The organism is Luteimonas dalianensis (assembly GCF_049339425.1).
Classification (GTDB): Bacteria; Pseudomonadota; Gammaproteobacteria; order Xanthomonadales; family Xanthomonadaceae; genus Luteimonas; species Luteimonas dalianensis.
In genome coordinates, this window is record NZ_JBMPPO010000002.1 from 407,602 (window position 1) to 427,695 (window position 20,094).

At 71.9% G+C, this 20,094-nt stretch carries 20 protein-coding genes; 10 read left to right on the forward strand and 10 right to left on the reverse strand.

Going from position 1 to position 20,094, the window contains the following annotated elements; genetic code table 11:
• The first annotated feature begins 43 nt into the window (after positions 1 to 43).
• From ACOZ90_RS04090 to ACOZ90_RS04120, 7 genes are all read left to right on the forward strand, one after another.
• Positions 44 to 331 carry an ApeI family dehydratase gene (locus tag ACOZ90_RS04090; protein WP_422892424.1) on the forward strand — a complete coding sequence of 96 codons (288 nt, stop codon included), beginning with the start codon at positions 44 to 46 and terminating at the stop codon, positions 329 to 331.
• Entirely contained in the window at positions 328 to 1,338 is a 1,011-nt protein-coding gene (locus ACOZ90_RS04095; RefSeq protein WP_422892355.1) for an LpxL/LpxP family acyltransferase, read from the forward strand. The genes ACOZ90_RS04090 and ACOZ90_RS04095 overlap by 4 nt, the downstream gene beginning before the upstream one ends.
• The gene (locus ACOZ90_RS04100) at positions 1,226 to 1,912 is read left to right on the forward strand and encodes a LolA-related protein (protein ID WP_422892356.1); all 687 of its coding nucleotides are present in this window, start codon (positions 1,226 to 1,228) and stop codon (positions 1,910 to 1,912) included. The genes ACOZ90_RS04095 and ACOZ90_RS04100 overlap by 113 nt, the downstream gene beginning before the upstream one ends.
• On the forward strand, positions 1,912 to 4,305 hold the full coding sequence (locus tag ACOZ90_RS04105) for an MMPL family transporter (RefSeq protein WP_422892357.1): 2,394 nt from the start codon (positions 1,912 to 1,914) through the stop codon (positions 4,303 to 4,305). Before ACOZ90_RS04100 ends, ACOZ90_RS04105 begins: the two co-directional genes overlap by 1 nt.
• A 13-nt stretch (positions 4,306 to 4,318) precedes the next feature.
• Positions 4,319 to 4,747: a hotdog family protein gene (locus tag ACOZ90_RS04110; RefSeq protein WP_422892358.1), complete on the forward strand. Its 429-nt coding sequence runs from the start codon at positions 4,319 to 4,321 to the stop codon at positions 4,745 to 4,747.
• A 44-nt stretch (positions 4,748 to 4,791) separates the two neighbouring features.
• Entirely contained in the window at positions 4,792 to 5,529 is a 738-nt protein-coding gene (fabG, locus tag ACOZ90_RS04115) for a 3-oxoacyl-ACP reductase FabG (protein WP_422892359.1), read from the forward strand.
• A gap of 159 nt (positions 5,530 to 5,688) precedes the next feature.
• Entirely contained in the window at positions 5,689 to 6,132 is a 444-nt protein-coding gene (locus ACOZ90_RS04120) for a hypothetical protein (RefSeq protein WP_422892360.1), read from the forward strand.
• Between the two features lie 61 nt (positions 6,133 to 6,193).
• Here the strand turns inward: ACOZ90_RS04120 and ACOZ90_RS04125 are convergent, their stop codons facing one another.
• From ACOZ90_RS04125 to ACOZ90_RS04150, 6 genes are all read right to left on the reverse strand, one after another.
• Positions 6,194 to 7,453 carry a cation:proton antiporter gene (locus tag ACOZ90_RS04125; RefSeq protein WP_422892361.1) on the reverse strand — a complete coding sequence of 420 codons (1,260 nt, stop codon included), beginning with the start codon at positions 7,451 to 7,453 and terminating at the stop codon, positions 6,194 to 6,196.
• Between the two features lie 33 nt (positions 7,454 to 7,486).
• Positions 7,487 to 9,115, reverse strand: coding sequence for an NAD(P)/FAD-dependent oxidoreductase (locus ACOZ90_RS04130; protein WP_422892362.1), 1,629 nt, complete (start codon positions 9,113 to 9,115; stop codon positions 7,487 to 7,489).
• 6 nt (positions 9,116 to 9,121) lie between these two features.
• Positions 9,122 to 9,946, reverse strand: coding sequence for a glycosyltransferase family 2 protein (locus ACOZ90_RS04135; protein WP_422892363.1), 825 nt, complete (start codon positions 9,944 to 9,946; stop codon positions 9,122 to 9,124).
• Positions 9,939 to 10,718 (reverse strand): beta-ketoacyl synthase chain length factor, encoded by a 780-nt coding sequence (locus ACOZ90_RS04140; RefSeq protein WP_422892364.1) that lies wholly within the window; start codon positions 10,716 to 10,718, stop codon positions 9,939 to 9,941. Before ACOZ90_RS04140 ends, ACOZ90_RS04135 begins: the two co-directional genes overlap by 8 nt.
• Complete coding sequence (locus ACOZ90_RS04145; RefSeq protein ID WP_422892425.1) at positions 10,715 to 11,902, reverse strand: beta-ketoacyl-[acyl-carrier-protein] synthase family protein; 1,188 nt, start codon at positions 11,900 to 11,902, stop codon at positions 10,715 to 10,717. The genes ACOZ90_RS04140 and ACOZ90_RS04145 overlap by 4 nt, the downstream gene beginning before the upstream one ends.
• Positions 11,903 to 12,006: 104 nt before the next feature.
• A complete protein-coding gene (locus tag ACOZ90_RS04150) occupies positions 12,007 to 12,540 on the reverse strand; it encodes a hypothetical protein (RefSeq protein WP_422892365.1) in 534 nt (177 codons plus the stop codon).
• A 262-nt stretch (positions 12,541 to 12,802) separates the two neighbouring features.
• On the opposite strand from ACOZ90_RS04150, the gene ACOZ90_RS04155 reads away from it, so the two are divergent.
• A complete protein-coding gene (locus ACOZ90_RS04155) occupies positions 12,803 to 13,513 on the forward strand; it encodes an outer membrane protein (protein ID WP_422892366.1) in 711 nt (236 codons plus the stop codon).
• Between the two features lie 93 nt (positions 13,514 to 13,606).
• On the opposite strand, the gene ACOZ90_RS04160 is transcribed toward ACOZ90_RS04155, so the two are convergent.
• The 3 genes from ACOZ90_RS04160 to ACOZ90_RS04170 form a co-directional block, all read right to left on the reverse strand.
• Entirely contained in the window at positions 13,607 to 13,978 is a 372-nt protein-coding gene (locus tag ACOZ90_RS04160; RefSeq protein ID WP_422892367.1) for an EF-hand domain-containing protein, read from the reverse strand.
• A 66-nt stretch (positions 13,979 to 14,044) separates the two neighbouring features.
• Positions 14,045 to 15,310, reverse strand: coding sequence for a serine hydrolase domain-containing protein (locus ACOZ90_RS04165; RefSeq protein WP_422892368.1), 1,266 nt, complete (start codon positions 15,308 to 15,310; stop codon positions 14,045 to 14,047).
• Between the two features lie 74 nt (positions 15,311 to 15,384).
• Positions 15,385 to 17,409, reverse strand: coding sequence for a M3 family metallopeptidase (locus tag ACOZ90_RS04170; protein ID WP_422892369.1), 2,025 nt, complete (start codon positions 17,407 to 17,409; stop codon positions 15,385 to 15,387).
• A 160-nt stretch (positions 17,410 to 17,569) separates the two neighbouring features.
• On the opposite strand from ACOZ90_RS04170, the gene ACOZ90_RS04175 reads away from it, so the two are divergent.
• Both ACOZ90_RS04175 and ACOZ90_RS04180 read left to right on the forward strand, forming a co-directional pair.
• The gene (locus ACOZ90_RS04175) at positions 17,570 to 17,818 is read left to right on the forward strand and encodes a PepSY domain-containing protein (RefSeq protein ID WP_422892370.1); all 249 of its coding nucleotides are present in this window, start codon (positions 17,570 to 17,572) and stop codon (positions 17,816 to 17,818) included.
• Positions 17,815 to 19,149, forward strand: coding sequence for a Glu/Leu/Phe/Val family dehydrogenase (locus ACOZ90_RS04180; protein WP_422892371.1), 1,335 nt, complete (start codon positions 17,815 to 17,817; stop codon positions 19,147 to 19,149). The genes ACOZ90_RS04175 and ACOZ90_RS04180 overlap by 4 nt, the downstream gene beginning before the upstream one ends.
• Before the next feature lie 4 nt (positions 19,150 to 19,153).
• Here the strand turns inward: ACOZ90_RS04180 and ACOZ90_RS04185 are convergent, their stop codons facing one another.
• Positions 19,154 to 20,053, reverse strand: coding sequence for a MerR family transcriptional regulator (locus ACOZ90_RS04185; protein ID WP_422892372.1), 900 nt, complete (start codon positions 20,051 to 20,053; stop codon positions 19,154 to 19,156).
• Positions 20,054 to 20,094 lie beyond the last annotated feature (41 nt).

A 20,094-nucleotide genomic window follows, 5' to 3' on the forward strand; every position in this document is an offset into this window, starting at 1 on the left:
CTGCATTGGGTATCCTTCCGCGGTGACCGGGGATCCCGAAGCGATGCAGTTCACCGTTGCCCATGACCATCCCAGCCTGCCCGGCCATTTCCCGGGCCGCCCGGTGGTGCCCGGCGTGGTGGTGCTGGAGCGGGTGCTGGCGGCGATCGAGTCCGCGCACGGCCCGCAGCCGGGGCTGCGCCTGCCGCAGGCGAAGTTCGCCCGGCCGCTGCTGCCCGGCCAGCAGGCCCGGATCGGGCTTGAAACAAAGGCGCCCGGGCGCTGGCGCTTCCGGGTGACCCACGAGGGCGAGCTCGTGGCCAGCGGCGAAGTGGCTGCGCAAACCGCATGAGCGCGGAGTGGAAGTGCCGCCGTGAGGGCGGCGGGCGGTTTGCGATCGGCCTGCTGCGCGGCCTGGCCGGCCTGGTCGGGCGCAGCGCCACCCGCGTGCTGCTGGTGCCGATCACGCTGTATTTCCTGCTGCGCCGCCGCGACGAGCGCCGGGATTCGCGCGCCTACCTGGGCCGGGTGCTCGGCCGGCCGGCGACGCTGCGTGATGTCGCCCGGCACATCCACACCTTCGCCGCCACCATCCTCGACCGCTTCTTCCTGCTCCACGAGGAGTTGCGGCGCTTCGACGTGCGCGTGTCCGGGGTGGAGGCGCTGCACGAGCGGGTGGATCGCGGCCAGGGCGTGCTGCTGTTCGGCTCGCACCTGGGCAGCTTCGAGGTGCTGCGGGTGCTGGCGCGGCGGCGGCCGGATTACAAAATCCGGGTGGTGCTGGACAAGGGCCACAGCGCCGCGGTGACCCAGGTGCTGGAGGCGATCAACCCGGAGATCGCCGCCACCGTGATCGACGCCGGCCAGCCCGGCCCGGCGATCATGCTGCAGATCCAGCAGGCGGCGCAGGAGGGCGCGATGATCGCGCTGCTGGTGGATCGCGCGCAGCCGGGCGAGGCGGTGGAGCGGGTGCCGTTCCTGGGCGATCCGGCGGCGTTTCCGGTGGCGCCGTGGCAGATCGCCGCAGTGCTCAAGATCCCGGTGATGCTGGCCTTCGGCCTGTACCGCGGCGGCAACCGCTACGATCTGCTGTTCGAACCGTTCAGCGAAGGCATCGACCTGCCGCGTCGCGAGCGCGCCGCCGCGATCCCGGCGCTCATCCGCCGTTACGCGGCGCGGCTGGAACATCATGTCCGTGATGCGCCGTACAACTGGTTCAATTTCTACGATTTCTGGAAGAGCGACGATGCAGGCAACGATCCGCAACATCCGCCCCAGGGCGATCGCGGCCGCGGCGATGCTGCTGTGCGCGCTGGCCCCGGCCTGGGCGATGGCGCAGGCGCAGGCGGCCGGCGCTGAGCCGTTCGACAGCGGCTGGATCCTCGGCCAGCTGGAGCAGCCGGTGCCGGCGACCACGCCGTTCATGGAGCTGCGCGAGTCCGAGCTGCTGGAAGCGCCGATGCGGATCAGCGGCGAGTACCGGCGGCCCGACGCCGACACCCTGGTGCGCCAGGTCGCCGCGCCGTACGTGGAGACCACCACGCTCAGGGACGGCCGCGCCACCATCGAGCGCGAAGGGCGCTCGCCGCGCAGCTTCTCCCTCTCCCGCGCGCCCGAGCTGGCGGGGCTGCAGGCCAGCTTCGGCGCCCTGCTGGCCGGTGACCACGCCGCGCTGGAGCAGCATTACGCGATCGGCGCCTACGGCTCGGCCGACGGCTGGACGATGACCATGGCCCCGCGCAGCCGCGGCCTGGCCCGGCGGGTGGAGTCGATCAGCCTGTTCGGGGCCGGCGACGAGCTGCGCTGCATCGAGACCCTCACCGCCGAAGGCGAGGTGCAGCGCACCCTGCTGGGCGATGCTGCGCTGGCCGCGGCCGAGGCCGATGCAGGCGACGGCTTCCTGGCCCTGTGCCGCGGGGGCGCCGGCGGCTGATGTCTTCGGGCGTCCGGCTCGGGCTGGCCCTGCTGTGGCTGGCGCTGCTGGTGGTGGCCGGGCTGTTCGTGGCCCGCCACCTGCAGCTGAGCGGCGACCTGCGGGCGTTCATGCCCGAGCCGGACACCGCCGAGCAACGGCTGCTGATCGACGAGCTGGGCGATGGCCCCGGCTCGCGCCTGCTGCTGCTGGCGATCTCCGGGGCCGACCAGGAGACGTTGGCCGGACAGTCGCGCGCGCTGCAGGCGGCGCTGGCTGAAGATCCCCGCATCGAGCTGGTCGCCAACGGCGGCGAGGCCGAAGCCGGGCTGGAGGCGATTCCCGAACGGCTGCGCCCCTACCGCTACCTGCTCAGCCCGGCGATGGACGCGCGCACGCTGGACGAGGCCACCCTGCGCGATGCCCTCCAGGATCGCCTGCAGGATCTGGGGTCGCCCGCCGGCGACCTGGTCGAGCCGCTGCTGCCGGCCGACCCGACCCTTGAGATCGTGACCCTGGCCGAGGCCTGGGAGCCGGCCGGCGCGCCACAGCGCATCGACGGGGTCTGGTTCGACCGCGCGGGCAGCGACGCCCTGCTGCTGGTGCGCACCCGCGACGCCGGCTTCGACCCGACCGCCCAGGCGGGCGTGGTGGGCGCGATCCAGGCGGCGTTCGACGCGGTGTCCGCCGATTCGGGCAGCGCGCTGGTGATGACCGGGCCGGGCGCGTTCTCGGTCGAGATCGGCGGACGCACCGCGGGCGAGGCGGCGCGGATCGGCGTGATCGGCAGCATCGGCCTGGTGCTGCTGTACTGGCTGGCCTACCGCAGCGGGCGCCTGCTGCTGGCCGGCGTGCTGCCGCTGGCCAGCGCCGGGCTGGCGGGCGTGGCCGCGGTGACCGCGCTGTACGGCGGCATGCACGGCATCACCCTGGCGTTCGGGTTCACCCTGATCGGCGTGGCCCAGGACTATCCGGTGCACCTGTTCAGCCACCTGCGCCCGGGCGAGCCGCCGCGGGCCACCGTGCGGGCGCTGTGGCGCACCTTGCTGACCGGCGTGGTGTCCACCTGCATCGCCTACCTGACCTTCTTCTTCTCCGGCGTGGACGGGCTGCGCCAGCTGGCGGTGTTCACCATCACCGGCCTGTTCACCGCGGCGCTGGCCACCCGCTTCCTGCTGCCGCCGCTGCTGGAGGCGCCCGCGCGCGACCCGGCCGACGCCGGCTGGGTGCGCGCGCTGTCGCGCTGGATCGATGCCGTCCCGCGCCCGCGCCCGGCCGCCGGGGCGGCGCTGATGGCGGTGCTGGCGGTGGCTGCCGTGGCCGTGGCGGTGTTGATGCCCGGGCCGTTCTGGGAAAACGACCTGTCGCGGCTGACCCCGGTGCCCGAGCAGGGCCTGGCCGAGGACGGCCGCCTGCGCGGCGAGCTGGGCGCGCCCGACGTGCGTTACCTGCTGGCGGTGGAAGGCGCGGATCAGGAGCAGGCGCTGCAGGCCGCCGAGCGCCTGCTGCCGGCGCTGGAGCGGCTGGTGGAGCAGGGCGCGATCAGCGGCTACGAAACCGCCGCCCGCTACGTGCCCAGCGCGGCCACCCAGCGCGCCCGCCAGGCGCGCCTGCCGGAGCCCGGCGCGCTGCGCGCGGCGCTGGATGCCGCCGTGGCCGACAGTCCGTTCCGCGCGGGCGTGTTCGCCCCGTTCCTGGCCGACGTGGAGGCCGCGCGCACCGCGCCGCCGCTGCGGCCGGCCGACCTGGTCGGCACCCCGCTGGAGGCGGTGGTGTCGGGCATGATGGTGCAGGGCGAGGGCGGGCGCGTGACCGCGCTGGCGACCCTGGGCGGGCTGGAGGATGCCGACGCGGTAGCGGCGGCGATTGGGCCGGCCGGCGCGCGCCTGCTCGACCTCAAGGAAACGTCCGAATCGCTGGTCCAGGCCTGGCGCGGCCAGGTGCTGGCGGCGCTGGCGCTGGCCGCGCTGCTGCTGGCGGCCACGGTGTGGATCGCCCTGCGCGCCCCGCACCGGGTCGTCCGGGTGCTGGTGCCGATGGCCTTCACCCTGGCGCTCACGCTGGCCCTGCTGCGCGGCTTCGGGGTGGAGCTGACCCTGTTCCACCTGGTGTCGCTGGTGCTCGGCGCCGGGCTGGGCCTGGACTACGCGCTGTTCTTCGAGCGCACCGGCCACGACCGCCGCGAGCAGCTGCGCACCCTGCATGCCATCGTGGTGTGCGGGGCGATGACCACGCTGGTGTTCGGCCTGCTGGCGCTGTCGTCGATCCCGGTGCTGCGGGCGATCGGGCTGACGGTGACGATCGGCGTGGCCGGCAACTTCGCGCTGGCGCTGCTGGTGGCGCGGCGCCCGGCGCAGCCGGACAACGACGCAGGGCCGCCTTCTACCGCAACGGCTCCGTGGAGGCAGGTTTGACATGGACGCAACGATGATTGGACGCGAACAGATCCTGTCCCTGATCCCGCACCAGGGTGGCATGTGCCTGTGGGACGGGGTGCTGGCGTGGGATGACGGCTCCATCCGCCTGCGCGCCGACAACCACCGCGACCCCGCGCATCCGCTGCGCGCCGACGGCCGCCTGCACGCCGTGCACCTGTGCGAATACGGTGCCCAGGCGATGGCCGTGCACGGGGGCCTGCTCGCGCGCGATTCGGGTGGTGCCGCCGCTCCCGGCATGCTGGTCGCGTTGCGTGGCGTCGAACTGCACGCCGCCCGCATCGACGACCTGCCCGGCGAGCTGGAGTGCCACGCCGAAGTCCTGGCCCGGTCTCCCGCCAGCCAGCAGTACGCCTTCCACATCACCCACGCCGGCACCCTGCTCGCCGAAGGCCGCGCCGCGGTCATCCTCGGCCGATAACCACGCCACGCCCCCATGGCGCGCTCCTACGGGATAATCGGCCCATGACTGCACATGAATCCAGACGTCGCGCCCTGGTCACCGGCGGCAGCGGCGACATCGGCGGCGCGATCTGCCGCGTCCTGGCCGCGGACGGCATGCACGTTATCGTGCACGCCAACGCCAACCTTGCCCGCGCCGAAGCCGTCGTGGCCGCCATCGCCGAAGCCGGCGGAAGCGCCGAGGCCGTCGCCTTCGACCTGACCGACGCCGGCGCCGCCACCCCGGCCATTGAGCGCCTGCTGGAAGCCGGCCCCATCCAGATCCTGGTCAACAACGCCGGCATCCACGACGACGCGCCGCTGGCCGGCATGTCCGACGACCAGTGGCACCGGGTGATCGACGTGTCGGTGCACGGCTTCTTCCACGCCACCCGCCCGCTGCTGCTGCCGATGGCGCGCACCCGCTGGGGGCGCATCGTCAGCGTCTCCAGCGTTGCCGCCGTCACCGGCAACCGCGGCCAGGTCAACTACGCCGCGGCCAAGGCCGCGCTGCACGGAGCCACGAAATCCTTGGCCCGGGAGATGGCCTCGCGCGGGATCACCGCCAACGTGGTCGCCCCCGGGGTGATCGAGGGCAGCATGGCCCGGGACGCATTCCCGCCCGAGATGGTGAAGCAGATCGTCCCCGCCGGCCGCGCCGGGCGCCCGGAGGAAGTCGCCGCGCTGGTCGCCTTCCTGTGCACCGACGCCGCTGCCTACGTCAACGGCCAGGTCATCGGCGTCAACGGCGGCATGGGCTGAAGGGCGCCGCCGGCTACTCAATCCGGTCGACGGTGCCCGCATCGGCCAGGCTGGCTGAACGCGCCATGCACGCCTGCTTCAGGCGTACAGGTGGATAATCGGGCCGTCGAACCGCCCCGCCGCGGTGGCCGGGCGGTGGTTCCAGTCGAGGGTTCCGCCATGCGCATTTCCCGCTCCCTGATCCTGCTGCTGTTGGCGCTGCTGCTGGCCGGCTGCGCGACCTCGCACATGCTCACCGGCACCCCGCGCGCGCCGATCGATCCGGCCCAGGTGCGCATCTACCACGGCCCGCCGCCGGGCGCTTACGAAGAGATCGCGCTCCTGCAGACCCGCAGCGGCGCGCTGACCTACGGCGAGCAGAACAAGATCGACTCGGTCATGCGCAAGCTGCGCGAGGAGGCGGCCAGCCTGGGCGCCAACGGCGTCCTGCTGCAGGGCACCGCCGACGGCTACGGCGGTGGCGGCGTGAGCGTGGGCGCCGGCGGCGGCCGCATCGGCGGCCGCGGCTACGGCGGCATCGGCGTGGGCGTCAACATCACCCCCACCCAGGTTCACGCCAGCGGCATCGCCATCCACGTCCCCAACCCGCCGCCCGGCAACTAGCCCCCCGCGCCGATACACGCCCCCTCCTACGGGAGGGTGCGATCAGGACGGGAGGACGCGGTCAGGGCGGCGGGGTGGAGGTGCGGGCGGGGAGGTGTCCGGCGGGGCGGCGGCCCATGAACAGGGTCAGCAGGGGGCCGGTCATGACGGTGGTGGCGATGGCCATCACCAGCAGCAGGGTGAAGGCCTGCTGGCCGATCACGCCGGCGTCCAGGCCGACCTTGATGACGATCAGCTCCATCAGCGCGCGCGCGTTCATCAGCGAACCCACCGACAGGCTTTCGCGCCAGCCCAGCCCGGCCAGGCGCGCACCCGCGGCGCCGCCGGCGATCTTGCCGACCACCGCAGCGCCCATGATCAGCCCCAGCGCGCCCAGCCCCGCGCCCACGAACGCGTCGCCGGTGGTGTTGAGCCCGGCCAGGGCGAAGAAGATCGGCATCAGCACGATGATCGCCACGTGCTCGATGCGCTCGATCAGGCTGCGCAGCAGGCGGTCGTCGCGGGGCAGGCAGGCGCCGAACAGGAACGCGCCGAACACCGCGTGCAGGTGCAGCCAGTCGGTGACCGCGGCGCAGGCGAACAGGCCCACGAACAGCGCCGCCAGCACCATCCCGCCGGGCACCCCGTCCTTCGCATGCCGGGCCAGCAGCTGCGCGTACAGTGGCCGCAGCAGGCCGAACACCAGCGCGCACAGCACCGCCAGCCCGATGATGATCCTGAAGAACCCGCCGTAGCCCGTGCCCGCGCCGATCATCGCCACCACCAGCGCCAGCAGGATCCACGCCAGCACGTCGGCGATCGCCGCCGAACTGAGCGACAGCTGCCCCAGCCGGGTGTGGGTGATGCTGCGCTCCTTGAGGATGCGGGCCATGATCGGGAACGCGGTGATCGACATCGCCGCGGCCATGAACAGCGCGAACGGCCAGAACCCCACGCCCTCGGGCGCCAGCGACCCGTGCAGCGCCGGCGAGATCGCGATCCCCAGCGCCATCGGCACCAGCACGCTCAAAACTCCCACCCAGCCGGCGGCCTTGAACTGCGCGCGCATGCCCTCCGCCGGCGCGCGCAGCTCCACCCCCACGATGAACATGAACAGCACCAGCCCCAGCGTCGCCAGCGACGACAGCGCGGGCAGCGAATCCGGCGCGAACAGCTCGGCGTGGAACTGTGGGAACAGCGCCCCGAACACGATCGGCCCCAGGATGATCCCCGCCGCCATCTCCCCGATCACCGGCGGCTGGCCCACGTAGCGCAGCAGCAGCCCGCACACGCGCGCGGTGGCGATGATCACGACCAGTTGCAGCAGCAGCGGGTTTTCCATGGGTCAGGCGCCTGGTGGTCGAAGCGGGACCGCTCAGGCCGCCGCAGGGTACCAGTGCGGTTCCAGCGAAACGGGGGGATCCCCATCGCCGGCAAGGGAGTCCAGCCCGTGCGCATCGATGCCGGGGTGGTCGCGGCGCGCCCGCTGCAGGATCTCGCCCGCAAGCCAGCGCATCCGTTCCACGCTGTCGCGGATGCGGGCATCAAAGGCATCGTCGTCCAGCTCGTCGGACAGACCGCGGTTGAGTTCGCGGAACCAGTCGATCCGGAACTGGTCCAGCAGCCGCGCGCCTTCCTCGTCCATGCCCGCGCCGGCGTTGCGCTCGCCCCATTCGCGCAGCAGCGGCTGTATCGCCTCGTTCAACCCGCGCGCGGCGTGCAGCTGCGCGGCCAGGCGCTCGAACGTGGCCACGTCCGCGATCCGCCCGGAGAAGAACAGCGGTGCCAGCAGCGCCCAGTAATAGGTGTAGTCCCAGATGACCTTCACCGGCATCACCCGCGCGTCGCCAAACAGCGCGTACTGGTCCTGGTAGATCGGCATCATGCTGTCGTAGAACGAGCGGTACAGCTGCTGGTAGATCTCCGCCCACGGCGCCACCGGGCCGCCGGCGCGGTCCCTGGCCACCAGCTCGCAGATGTAGGTGTTGGAGATCGCGATGAAATCGCTGCCGGGCGAATAGAACGGATCCAGGAACAGCCCGGCCTCGCCGGTCAGCGCCCAGCGGTCGCCGGAGAACACCCGCTTGCAGCCGTGCGAGAAGTGGCGCAGGAACAGGAAGTCCTTGACCGCGTGCTCCCCCGAATCAAGCGTGGCCGCCACCCGTGGCTGGTGCCGGCGCAGCCAGTCCATCGCCTTGTCGTGGGTGTTCATGGTGTCCAGCGGGTGCATCTTCGCGTCGCACACGATGCCCAGCGAATGCGCGCCGGACGACAGCGGGATCATCCAGAACCAGTAGCCGCGGCCGCACATGTGGTTGGTCGAGCGCCAGCGGTCGGGCGGGTCGCAGCGCTGCAGCCAGCCGGAGTCCTGCGACCAGCCGTTGGGATCCACGATTCCCTCCACCCGCCACCAGACCGCGTTGACGTCGTGGTCGTTGGCTTCGGCCAGGCCGAGCTTGCGCTTGAGCAGCCCGGCGCGGCCGGATGCATCCACCAGCCAGCGCGCGGTCATCGAGTGGCTGCCGCCATCCTGTTCGAAGCCCACCGCGTGCGGCGCCTGCCCCTGGCCCATGTCGATCGAGCGCACCGCCGCCGCGTGGCGGAAGTCGATGCCCAGCGTGCGCGCCCGTTCGCCCAGGAAGTTCTCGAACCGGCCACGGTCGATCTGCCACGAAGGCGTGGGCATCAGCCGGCTCACGCCCAGCTCGGTGCAGCCGTCGATGTCCCGGCGGCCGTCGGAAAAGAAGAACCGGAACCCGAACTTGCGGATCTGTTCGTCATCCAGGTGCTCGCGCAGATCCAGCACGTGGGAGAAATAGTGCGCGCCGATCTCCACCGTGGACTCGCCGACCTTGTGCGCGGCCTCGCGCACCGGGTGTTCGCGCCGCTCCAGCACCGTGATCCGCAGGTCCGGCTCGCGCTGGCGCAGCTGCAGCGCCAGGGTCAGCCCCGCAAGCCCCCCGCCCAGGATCAGTACGTCGGTCTCGGGAGCTGCCTGGTCCATGGTCTTTCAGCCTGTATGCGTGGAAGGGTTTGGCGCGCGGTCGCCGGCGAATTCTCCCGCCGGATCGTCGATCACCGGCCGGGTGCCGCGCGTGCGCCGGTATTCACCGATCACGTTGCCATGCCGGAAAACTTGTAGCACAACGTGCGAAGTGATCAGCCGCAGGTCGTGCCAGAGCCTGAAGTGGCTCTTGCGGAATTCGTGATCCGGGTCCGCATAGCGGGTGTCCACCGGCAGCGCCACCACGCCCAGCCCAAGCCGGCGCGCGGACGAGATCAGCATCTGCGCCTCGAACACGAAGCCCTCGCCGGGCACGTCGTCCAGGGCGCAGGCGCTGGCGGGGTACAGCCGCTGGCCGCTCTGGGTGTCGACCATGCGGAAGCCGCAGGCCCAGCTGATGCCCCAGTCGCCGAAGTCGTTGCCCAGCCGCCGGTACCAGGGCTGGCAGCCGCGCTTGCGCAGCCGCGCGCCGACGACCACGCAGCCCGGGTGGCGGTTGGCGCTGTCGATCATGCGCGGGATGTCGGCGGCCGAGTGCTGGCCGTCGCCGTCCATGGTCGCCACCGCCTTCGCGCCCTGGCGCAGCGCCTCGGCGAAGCCGTCGCGCAGGCTCGCGCCCTTGCCCATCCGCTGCGCGTGCCGCACCACCGTCACCGGCAGGTCGGCGATCAGCTCCGCGGTGCCGTCGTCGGAGCCATCGTCCACGACGATCACGCGCGGGCAGTGCGCCAGCGCGTCCTCGACCACCTCGCGGATCCGCAGCGCCTCGTTGAGCGCCGGGATCACCACCGCCACGTCTTCCACGCGCAGCCTGGCGGGCGCCTCAGCCATGGGCCAGCTCCACCCGCAGCACGCGGCCCGGCCCGGCATGCAGCAGCGCGAGGTCGCCGCCGGTGGCCAGCGCGTCGAACATCGGCAGCATCGGCGCCATTGCATTGCCGCGGCAGCGGCCGGCCAGGGGACCATCGGCGGGGCCGTGGCTGCCATCCACCAGGCGCGCGCGCAGGCGGATGCCGCCGGCGCCGCGCGAGAGCACCAGTGCCCCGCCCAGCAGCCCGTCGCTGGGGGTCATCGCCCCCAGCGGTCCCTTCGCGCCGATGTCGTAGGCCGCCAGCAGCACCGCCTCGTCGCCGGTGGCCAGCTGCACCAGCGCTTCCAGCAATCCCTGGGCGAAGCTGGCCGTGCCGGCGCTGACCGCGGTTGCGGCGGCCATGCAGCCGGCGCCAATGGTCCAGTAGCCCGCGGCGGCGTTGTGCACGGAATTGTGGAAGCGGGTGGGCGAGATCGAACGCGGGTCGTCGGCCAGGGTTTCGGCCATGTAGTCGGTGATCGCCAGGTCGCCGTGGGTGGACGCAAACACCGACGGCAGCTGCTTCGGATCGCGTCCTGCGGCGCTGCACGCGGCCAGCGCCACTTCCAGCGCCACCGCCACCGTCTCCGGCGCGCGCCGGCGCTCGTTGGCGGCCAGCAGCTGCGGCGACGGTTTGCGCGGCGTATCCGCGACCGCCACGCCGCCGGCGGCGAAATCGCGCGCCGCCTGCCACGACGGCAGCCCGCCGGCCCAGAAGCCGATGCCTTCGATCCTCGCCTCCAGCCCGGTCATCGCGCCACCGCCTTGCCGAACACCAGCGAACAGTTGTTGCCGCCGAAGCCGAAGGAGTTGTTCATCGCGTAATGGATTTGCGCGCGCGCATTTTCCAGGCGCAGCTGCGGCCCGCAGGCCGGATCCAGCGTCTGGCTGTTGAGCGTGCCCGGCAGCAGCCCGTCCTCCAGCGCGATCAGCGCGAACACGGACTCCACGATGCCGGCCGCCCCCAGCGTGTGCCCGGTCCAGCCCTTGGTGGAGCTGGCGTGCAGGTTTTCGCCGAACATCGCCGCGATCGCCGCCGCTTCCACCGCGTCGTTGGCCGGCGTGGCCGTGCCGTGCAGGTTGAGATAGCCCACCTCGCCGGCCTGGATGCCCGCGCGCTGCAGCGCATCACCCATCGCCATGCGTGCGCCCAGGCCCTGCGGGTGCGGCGCTGACATGTGGTGGGCATCGCTGGACTCGCCGTAGCCGCGCAGCTGCAGCCCGGCTTCGCCGTCCTCGCAGCGCTCGAGCAGCGCGTAGCCGCCGGCCTCGCCCAGCGACAGCCCGTCACGCGCCGGGTCGAACGGCCGCGCCGGCTGCGCCGACACCAGCCCCAGTGAATTGAACCCGAACAGCACGCTGCCGCACAGCGTGTCGATGCCGCCCACCAGCGCCGCGTCGGCCAGCCCGGTCTGGATCAGGCGGGCCGCCTGCGCGAACACCTTGGCGCTGGACGAGCACGCCGTGGCCACGGTCATGCACGGGCCGCGCACGCCGGTGGCCTCCTGCACGAAACCGCCCAGCGAATGCGGCGTATGCACCCGCGGGCGCGCCAGGTCGGCGGGAAACGCCCCGTCTTCAAGCCGCGCGTAGGCCTCTTCGGTCGCGCCGATGCTGGAAGTGGACGTGCCGAGCACCAGCGCCACCCGATCCGCGCCGTGGCGCTGGATCGCGGTGTCCACCGTGTCCAGCATCGAATCCTGCTGCAGGGCCAGCCACGCCAGGCGGTTGTTGCGGCACTCCCACGGCGACAGATGCGCGGGCAGCGGCGCGTCTTCCAGGCCGTCGACGCGGCCGATCCAGGTGTCCAGCGGTTCGGGGCCGAAATCGTTCCGGCGCAGCCCGCTGCGCCGTTCTTCAAGCGCTTGCGCCTGGGCGGTGCGTCCACGTCCAAGCGCGGTGGTGGCGGTGTAGGCGCGTATCGCGAGCGCCGGAATCTGTGGAAGCGGCATCAGGCCTGCAGCATGGTGGAGTTGGCGCGAGTATAGGCGGCGGGCGCGCTCCGGCCCATGAAGCGGCCTTCACCTGCCGGCGGACGTGGTCACAGGGTGCGGATGGTCTCCCCGCCCCGTTCGTCGAGCGCCTCCCTGGCGGCCTTGCGCTGCTCCGCGTCGAACGCATGCACCACCACCGCCGAGCGCCCTTCCGCGAGCGCCTCGCGCACCTTGTGGATATACGGATCGTGGTCGGGCCGCAGCGTCACCAGCCCGCCGGCCATCAGCCCAAACACGCCGCCATAGCTCATGATCACCGCCGCCGCGAACCCGGGCGAGGCGGTGACCAGCTCCAACCCGGCCATGTACAGCACGCCGAACAGCAGCGCGCCCACGCCCAGCCCCGCCAGCCCGAGCCTGGCGTGGGCGACGAGCATGGTGCGGAAGATGCCGCGGCCCTCGGGCTCCATCTTGCGCCCGGGATGGCGGTCATGCCGGCTGATCACCTGCACCTGGGACTGCTTGAGCCGCAGGCTGCGGCGCAGCGCGTGGGCGATCCTCCGCGCATTGCGTTCGCTGTCGAAGATCGCCGCGACCTTGCTGTCGGAGACCTCGCCGGTCACGTGGGAGAAGGTGCTCATGGTTGTCCACCGCGTGTTGTTGCCTGGCCACCAGACTGGACGCCGGGCGATCAAGGGGCCGTGACCCGGGCGCGATCCGCCGCCGCTGCGTCAGCCCGCGTTGTGCATCCCGTCACGGGCGCATCGCCCGGATAAATGCCGATTGAAGCCGGACTGTGCGCCCGGTGTGCAGGCCGGGTGAACGTTTTCCCGCGCTTCAGCACGGCCGCGATGTACTTGCCGCGCCCCTGAAACACAACACCAGAAAAGGAGCACCAAACCGATGTACAAGCTGCTGATTCCGGCCGCAGTTGCGGCCCTTGCACTCTCCCCCATCGCCAATGCCCAGACCCGCGGCGGCGACAATTACCGTCCCGACCTGCAGACCGGTGAAGGCCACTGGTTCATCTCCGGCAACGTCGGCCGCACCGACGGCGGCACCGCCGACCGCTTCGGCACCGGCGACTTCAACGTGTTCGAGAGCCGCGAAGGCCGCAAGACCGGCTATGGCCTGGCTGGCGGCTACCGCTGGAAGATCTCCCCGACCTGGGGCCTGGGCGTGGAGGGCGGCTACACCGACCTGGGCAACCTGGTGGTCAAGAACGCCTTCCGCGACGACAGCGTCGACCAGCGCGAGGACACCAACGCCCTGCGCGGCTGGCACGTGGGCGGCAACGCCCGCGCCCACATCACCCCGGCCTGGTACGTCGGCCTGCGCGGCGGCTACTTCCGCGCCTCCGACAACAACGCCGAGTACTACAATGGCATCGGCGAGGATCTGGGCCTGGAGAGCGGCGGCCGCGACGGCCGCAACAGCTGGTACGCGGGCGTGGGCACGGGCTGGAACGTCACCGACCGCTTCAGCGTCGGCGTGCACTACGACTACTTCCGCGCCAAGTCCGGCGACCTGCGCGATCCGGTGACCGGCGTCGAGTTCGAAGGCCCCAAGCGTTCGACCGCGCTGCTCAGCCTGACTGGCGAATACACCTTCTGATCCGCCAGGCTGGACATGGCCGGGCCGCCGCATCCGGTGCGGCGGCCCGGCTGTTTTCCGGCTGCTTCGGCGCCGGAGTCCCGCGGGCCCGGCTCAGCGGATCCAGCCGCGCAGTTCGTCGCGGCTGAGCAGGCCGTCCCCGTCCGCATCCACGCCGCCGAACTCCTGCCGCAGCGTGGGGTGGCCGGCGGCTTCCGCGCGGCTGATGAAGCCGTCCCCGTCCACGTCCAGCGCCTCGAAATCGACCGTGTAATCGCTCGACAGCACGGTGGTGGGCTCGAACGAGCGGATGATCACCTGCTGCCCGCCGGCCTCGCCGAACGTGACCATCCCTGTCTGCCGCTCGCTGCGGTCGACCCGGGTGAGCGGCTCGTCGGGCGCGGGCAGCGGCGCGGTCTGCACCTGCGCCCACGCGAGCGCGGGCGTCAGCATCGCGGTGAGGGCAAAAATCCCGTATCGCTTCATGGCATGGATCCCGTGGTGGCCCGGGGACAGATTATGCCTTCGTGCAGGCACGCGCCGTATGCGCGCCTAGCGCCGGGTGTCGCTGGCGAGGGCTTCCTCGATGGCGGTGAATGCGGATCGGCTGCCGGCCGGGGCGTCGGACATGCCGGTGGCGTAATAGACCACGCCGGTGCCGCCCTCCAGATCCACCCACAGCCCCGACAGCAGCCCGTAGGCGCTGCCGCTGTGGCCCACGCGCGCCACGCCGTCGCCGAACGGATCGTCGTTGCAGCCCGCGTGCGGCGTGGCCAGGGTCTGCGCCGACAGGCCGTAGCGGCAGAAGAAACCTTCGCGCGACTGCCCGCTGGAGTCGGTTTCCACGGTGGCGCCCGCGTCGTGGGCAAGCGACCACTGCGGCGTGACCAGCTCGCGCACCGAATCGGCTGACAGCAGCCTCACCCCGTCCACCGTTCCGCCGCCCAGCAGCAGCCGGCCGATCTTCGCCAGGTCGCGCGCCGAGATGCGCATCCCGCCCTGCGGCCCGAACAGCCCGCCGTTCACCCCCGGCTTCCACATGTCCAGGTCGCAGCTGCCGTCGCTGGCGCGCTGCACCGGGCATGCCGGCCGCCCGCCGCCGTTGTTGTCGGCCGCCGGCGTGCGGTCGGCGCGGTACTGCACCACCGCGCGCGCCACCACCCCGTCGTCGCAGGCCGTCCAGCCGTAGCAGGCGTCCACCTGCAGCGGATCGAACACCAGCCGCTTCATCAAAAGATCGAAGCGTTCGCCGGTGGCGTTCTCCATCACCGACGCCACCAGCGGGAAGTTCAGGTTGGCGTACTGGAACCAGCTGCCGGGCGTCTTGCCGGCGTTCCAGGCCTTCGGATCGTCCAGCAGATCCTGCAGCCTGCCGTCCAGCGGCGTCTGCCAGTAGCCGGCATCGTCGGTCAGGCCGCTGGTGTGCGAGAGCAGCAGGCGCAGGCTGATCGGCGTATCGGGGAACTCCGGGTGCCGCAGCCGCCAGCCGAGCAGTTCGGATACGTCCGCATCCAGATCCAGCGTGCCCGCCTCCACCAGCCGCATTGCCCCGATCGACACCACCAGCTTGGAGATCGACGCCACCCGCGTGGGGTCGTCCGCGGTGACTTCGCGGCCGGTGGCCAGGTCGGCCATGCCGGTGGCGCGGGCCGCGGTGACTCCATCGCGGTCGAACGCGACCCGCACCGCGGCGACCGGGCCGGGATGTGCGTCGCCGGCCTTCGCCGCGTCGGTGGTCGTTGCTCCCGGCGCCGCGCAGGCGCACAGCAGCATCGAGGCGAGCAGGGCGGGGAACGAACGACGCAGCGGAAACGACATGGCAGGCACCGGCAAGGGGAAAGCCCAAAGCCTACCCTCCCCGCGCGGGGCGTGCTTCCGCAACGCGCGTTTGCCTACGCCGCCATGCCGCTGTGGCGCAGCAGGGCCTCGATGTCCGGCTCGCGGCCGCGGAAGGCGGTGAAGTTCTCCAGCGCCGGACGGCTGCCGCCGCGGGCGAGGATCTCGCGGCGGAAGCGCTCGCCGGTATCCGCCGCCGCGTCCGGCGCCTCCTCGAACGCCGCGTACGCGTCGGCGCTGAGCACCTCGGCCCACTTGTAGCTGTAGTAGCCGGCCGCGTAGCCGCCGGCGAAAATGTGGCTGAACTGGTGCGGGAACCGGTGCCAGGCCGGCGGCCGGTTCACCGCCACCTCGTCGCGCACCTTTTCCAGCAGCGCCATGACGTCGTCGGCCTGCGGATCGAAGCCGCTGTGCAGCAGCATGTCGAACAGCGCGAACTCCAGCTGGCGCACCGTCTGCATGCCGCTGTGGAAGTTCTTCGCCGCCAGCATCCGCTCGAACAACGCGTCGGGCAGCGGCTCGCCGGTGTCCACGTGCGCGCTCATCGCCCGCACCCGCGCGCGCTCCCAACAGAAGTTCTCCATGAACTGGCTGGGCAGCTCCACCGCATCCCACTCCACGCCGTTGATGCCGGCCACCGGCAACTCGCCCACCTCGGTGAGCATCTGGTGCAGGCCGTGGCCCATTTCGTGGAACAGGGTGAGCACCTCGTCGTGGCCGAGCGTGGCCGGCTTGCCGTTGGCGCCGCGGCCGAAGTTGCACACCAGGTACACCACCGGGGTCTGCTCGCCGGTGGCCAGCGTGCGGCGGTTGCGGCAGTCGTCCATCCACGCGCCGCCGCGCTTGCCGGGCCGTGCGTAGGGGTCGAGGTAGAACTGGCCCACCAGCCGCCCGGAGGCGTCCTTGAGGGCGTAGAAGCGCACGTCCTCGTGCCAGACCGGCGCTTTGTCGGGCTCCACGGTGATGCCGTACAGGTCGTTGATCAGCCCGAACAGCCCGCCCATCACCTCCGGCTCGGTGAAGTACTGCTTCACCTCCAGTGCCGAATAGCTGTAGCGCGCCTGGCGCAGCTTCTCGCCGGCCCAGGCCAGGTCCCAGGGCTGCAGCGCGTCCAGCCCGAGCTCGTCGCGGGCGAAGGCCTCCAGTTCGGCGCGATCGGTGCGCGCGTGCGGCAGGGCGCGGGCGGCCAGCTCGCGCAGGAAGCCGAGCACCTCGTCCGGCGTCTTCGCCATCTTGGTGGCCAGCGAGACCTCGGCGTAGCTGTCGAAGCCCAGCAGCGCGGCGTGCTCGGCGCGCAGGGCCAGGATGTGGTCGATCAGTTCGCTGTTGTCCAGGTCGTCGGGGCCGGCCCCGGAGGCGCGCAGGCCGTAGGCGCGGTAGAGGGTTTCGCGCAGGCCGCGGTTGTCGCCGTGGGTCTGCACGGGCAGGTAGCAGGGCATGTGCAGGGTCAGCTTCCAGCCGTTGCGGTCGTCGCGGCGCGCGGCGTCGCGGCAGCTGGCAAGCACGTCGTCGGGCAGGCCGGCCAGTTCGGACTTGTCCTCCACGTAGAGGGCGAACTCGTCGGTGGCATCCAGCACGTTCTCGGCGAACCTGGCGCCGAGTGCGGCCAGCTCTTCCTGCACCTGGGCGAAGCGGGCCTTGCTGTCTTCCGCCAGCTCGGCGCCGCCGAGGCGGAAGTCGCGCAGGGCGTTGTCCATGGCCCTGGTGCGGGCGGCGTCGTAGCCCGCGGCTTCCGGCGACTTCGACAGCGCGCGGTACTGGCCGTACAGCGCCTGGTTCTGGCCCAGGGCGCTGAAGAAGCGGGTGACGCGGGGCAGGGCGGCGTTGTAGGCCTCGCGCAGCTCGGGGGTGTCCACCACGGACTGCAGGTGCCTGACCTGGCCGAAGGCGCGGCCGAGCCGCTCGGTGGCGTCTTCCAGCGGGATGACGAAGCTGTCCCAGGTGACCGGTGTGACGGTTTCGGCGTGCTTCACGGCGGCTTCGGCGTCGGCCAGGAGGGCGTCGATGGCGGGGGCGACGTGTTCGGGCCGGATGGCGTCGAAGCGGGGCAGGCCGGAGAAGTCGAGCAGCGGGTTGGTCATGGCAGGCGTCTTTGCGGGTCGGGGATCGGGGATGACATGGGGACGTTGGCGGGTTTTGCCAGTGTGCGCCACCGTGTCCACGACATGTCACCGGGGGTTCACCGGGAATTGGCGGCGCAGCCGGGATAGTTGCTGGAATATCAATTCACTGGTGACAGCCATGAACATCGCAAGCCTCAAGCCGCTGGCCCTGGCCGCCGCGCTGGCATTCGCCGCAGGCACGGCCTGTGCCGGCAACCCGGGCCAGGGCGGAATGAACGTCCAGGGCGTGATCGACGCGCTCACTTCCGCCGGCTACACCGACATCGATGACGGCATGTGGGAGGCGGATGCCGAGCAGGGCGGAGTGGATTACGATGTGTACATGGATCCGCAGAGCGCCGAAGTCGTGGCCCGGACGCGCGATTGAGCAAGACGGGGGCCGCCACGGGGAAAGCATCGGACGACCTGTTCGAGGCGGCGTTCTCGCGTGCGCGCGAGGCCGCCGAGCGGCTCGGAACCCATCCCGACGTGCTGACCGTGCTGCGGCACCCCAAGGAAACCCTCGCCACCCACCTGCTGCTGCGCCGTGACGACGGCAGCCTGGCTTCCTGCCAGGCCTGGCGCTGCCGCTATTCCGACGTGCTCGGCCCGACCAAGGGCGGGCTGCGCTTCCATCCGCGCAGCAACGAGCGCGAGGTGATCGCGCTGGCGCTGTGGATGACCTTCAAGTGCGCGCTGGTGGACATCCCCTATGGCGGCGCGAAGGGCGCGGTGTGCGTGGATCCGCGCGAGCTCTCGGAAACCGAGCTGCAGCGCCTCTCGCACGCCTGGGTGCACGCGTTCTCCAGCATGATTGGCCCCGAGCGCGACATCCCCGCGCCGGACGTGGCCACCAACGCCCGCACCATGGCCTGGATGGCCGACGAGTACGCGCGCATGACCGGCCGTCCGGAGCCGGCGGTGATCACCGGCAAGCCGCTCGCGCTGGGCGGCATTCCCGGCCGCGAGGAGGCCACCGGCAGGGGCGGCTTCATCGTGCTCGACGCGCTGGCCCAGCGCCTGGATCTGAAGCCGGCCGACACCCGGGTGATGGTGTACGGCTTCGGCAACGTCGGCCGCTCGATGGCACGGTTCCTGGAAGAAGCCGGCTACCGCATCGTCGGCGCCGGGGATTCCGGCGGCGCGGTCACCTCGCAGAAGGGCCTGACCGTGGACGAGCTGGACAAGGCCAAGCGCGCCCACGGCAGCGTGTCCGCGCTCAAGCGCCAAGGCGCGCGCCAGCTGCGCAGCGCGTCCTCGCTGCTCAATGGCGACTGCGACCTGCTGGTGCTGGCCGCGCTGCAGAACGAAATCCACGAAGGCAACGCCGACAAGGTGAAAGCCAAGGCCATCATCGAACTGGCCAACGGCCCGATCACCCCGGAGGGCGATGCGATCCTGCACCGCCGCGGCGTGCACGTGGTGCCGGACATCCTCGCCAATGCCGGCGGGGTCACCGTGTCCTACTTCGAATGGCTGCAGAACCGCGAGCGTCAGGCCTGGACCTGGCAGCGGGTGGACGAGACGCTGAAGCGGATCATGCGTGACGCCGCGCGCCGCGTCGGTGATACCGCACTGGAGTTGCATGTGCCCCTGCGCCAGGCCGCCTACGTGGTGGCGCTGCGCAGGCTGGAGGCGGCGATCATGGCGACCGCGCCGGTGCCTTCAAACGGTGACTCGCCGCAGGCACGCCCAGCGGCCGGCGCACGCAAGGCCTGAGCGGTCAGGTCCGGCGGCGCGCGCGGCCCGTTACGCGCCCGGCGCGCCGCGCCAGCGCGGCCGGATCGGTCACCGCCTGGATGCGCTCCCGGCCCAGCGCCTCGGCCAGGTAGGCCGCATTGGCCCCGCCCACCCAGACCGGCACGTCCGGTGCCAGCGCAGCGTCGAGTGTCTCCAGCGCGGCCAGCGCGCCGCGCGCCTGGCCCGGATCGATCGAGCTGATCGCCACCGCCGCGGCGCGCAGCTGGTTGGCGGCGCGCGCGAGTTCTTCGGCCGGCAGCCCGGTGCCCAGGTACAGCACCGCCATCCCGGCGCCCGCGCCGTGCAGGGCGGCGCCCAGCAGTCCCAGTTCGTGCGGCTCGCCCGGCAGGGTGGCGAACAGCACCGGCGCCTGGCCGCTGCGCGGATGCTGGTTCAGCACCGACATCAGCCGGGCCCGGAGCAGGCTGCTGACCAGCCGCTCCTGGGCGATCTCCAGCCGGCCATCGGCCCAGCGCACGCCCACCTCCCGCAGCAGCGGCGTCACCACCTGCGCCACCAGCACCGGTACCGGCAAGGTGGCCACCGCCACCGCCAGCTGCTGGTCGAACACGTCCACGCGGTATTCAGCCACCGCGTCCAGCAGCTGTCCCGGCAGCAGGTCCAGGCCGCCGTAGCCGGTCTGGCGGGTCTCCTCGGACAGGCGCTCGAGCGCGTCGTCGTCCAGGGCGGCCAGGTCGCGGATGGGATGGCCGCGCCCGGTCAGCCGGTGCAGGCGCACCAGGCGCTCGACCATCGCCGCGTCGTACAGGCGCCGCCCGGCGTCGTCGCGATGCGGCACCACGGCCGCGTGGCGCCGCTCCCATGCGCGCAGGGTCTCGGGGGTCAGCCCGGTGAGTCCGGCAGTGGCCTTGACGGGGAACATGGGGGCCAATGTACAACAGTCGTACAACTGACACTTGTACG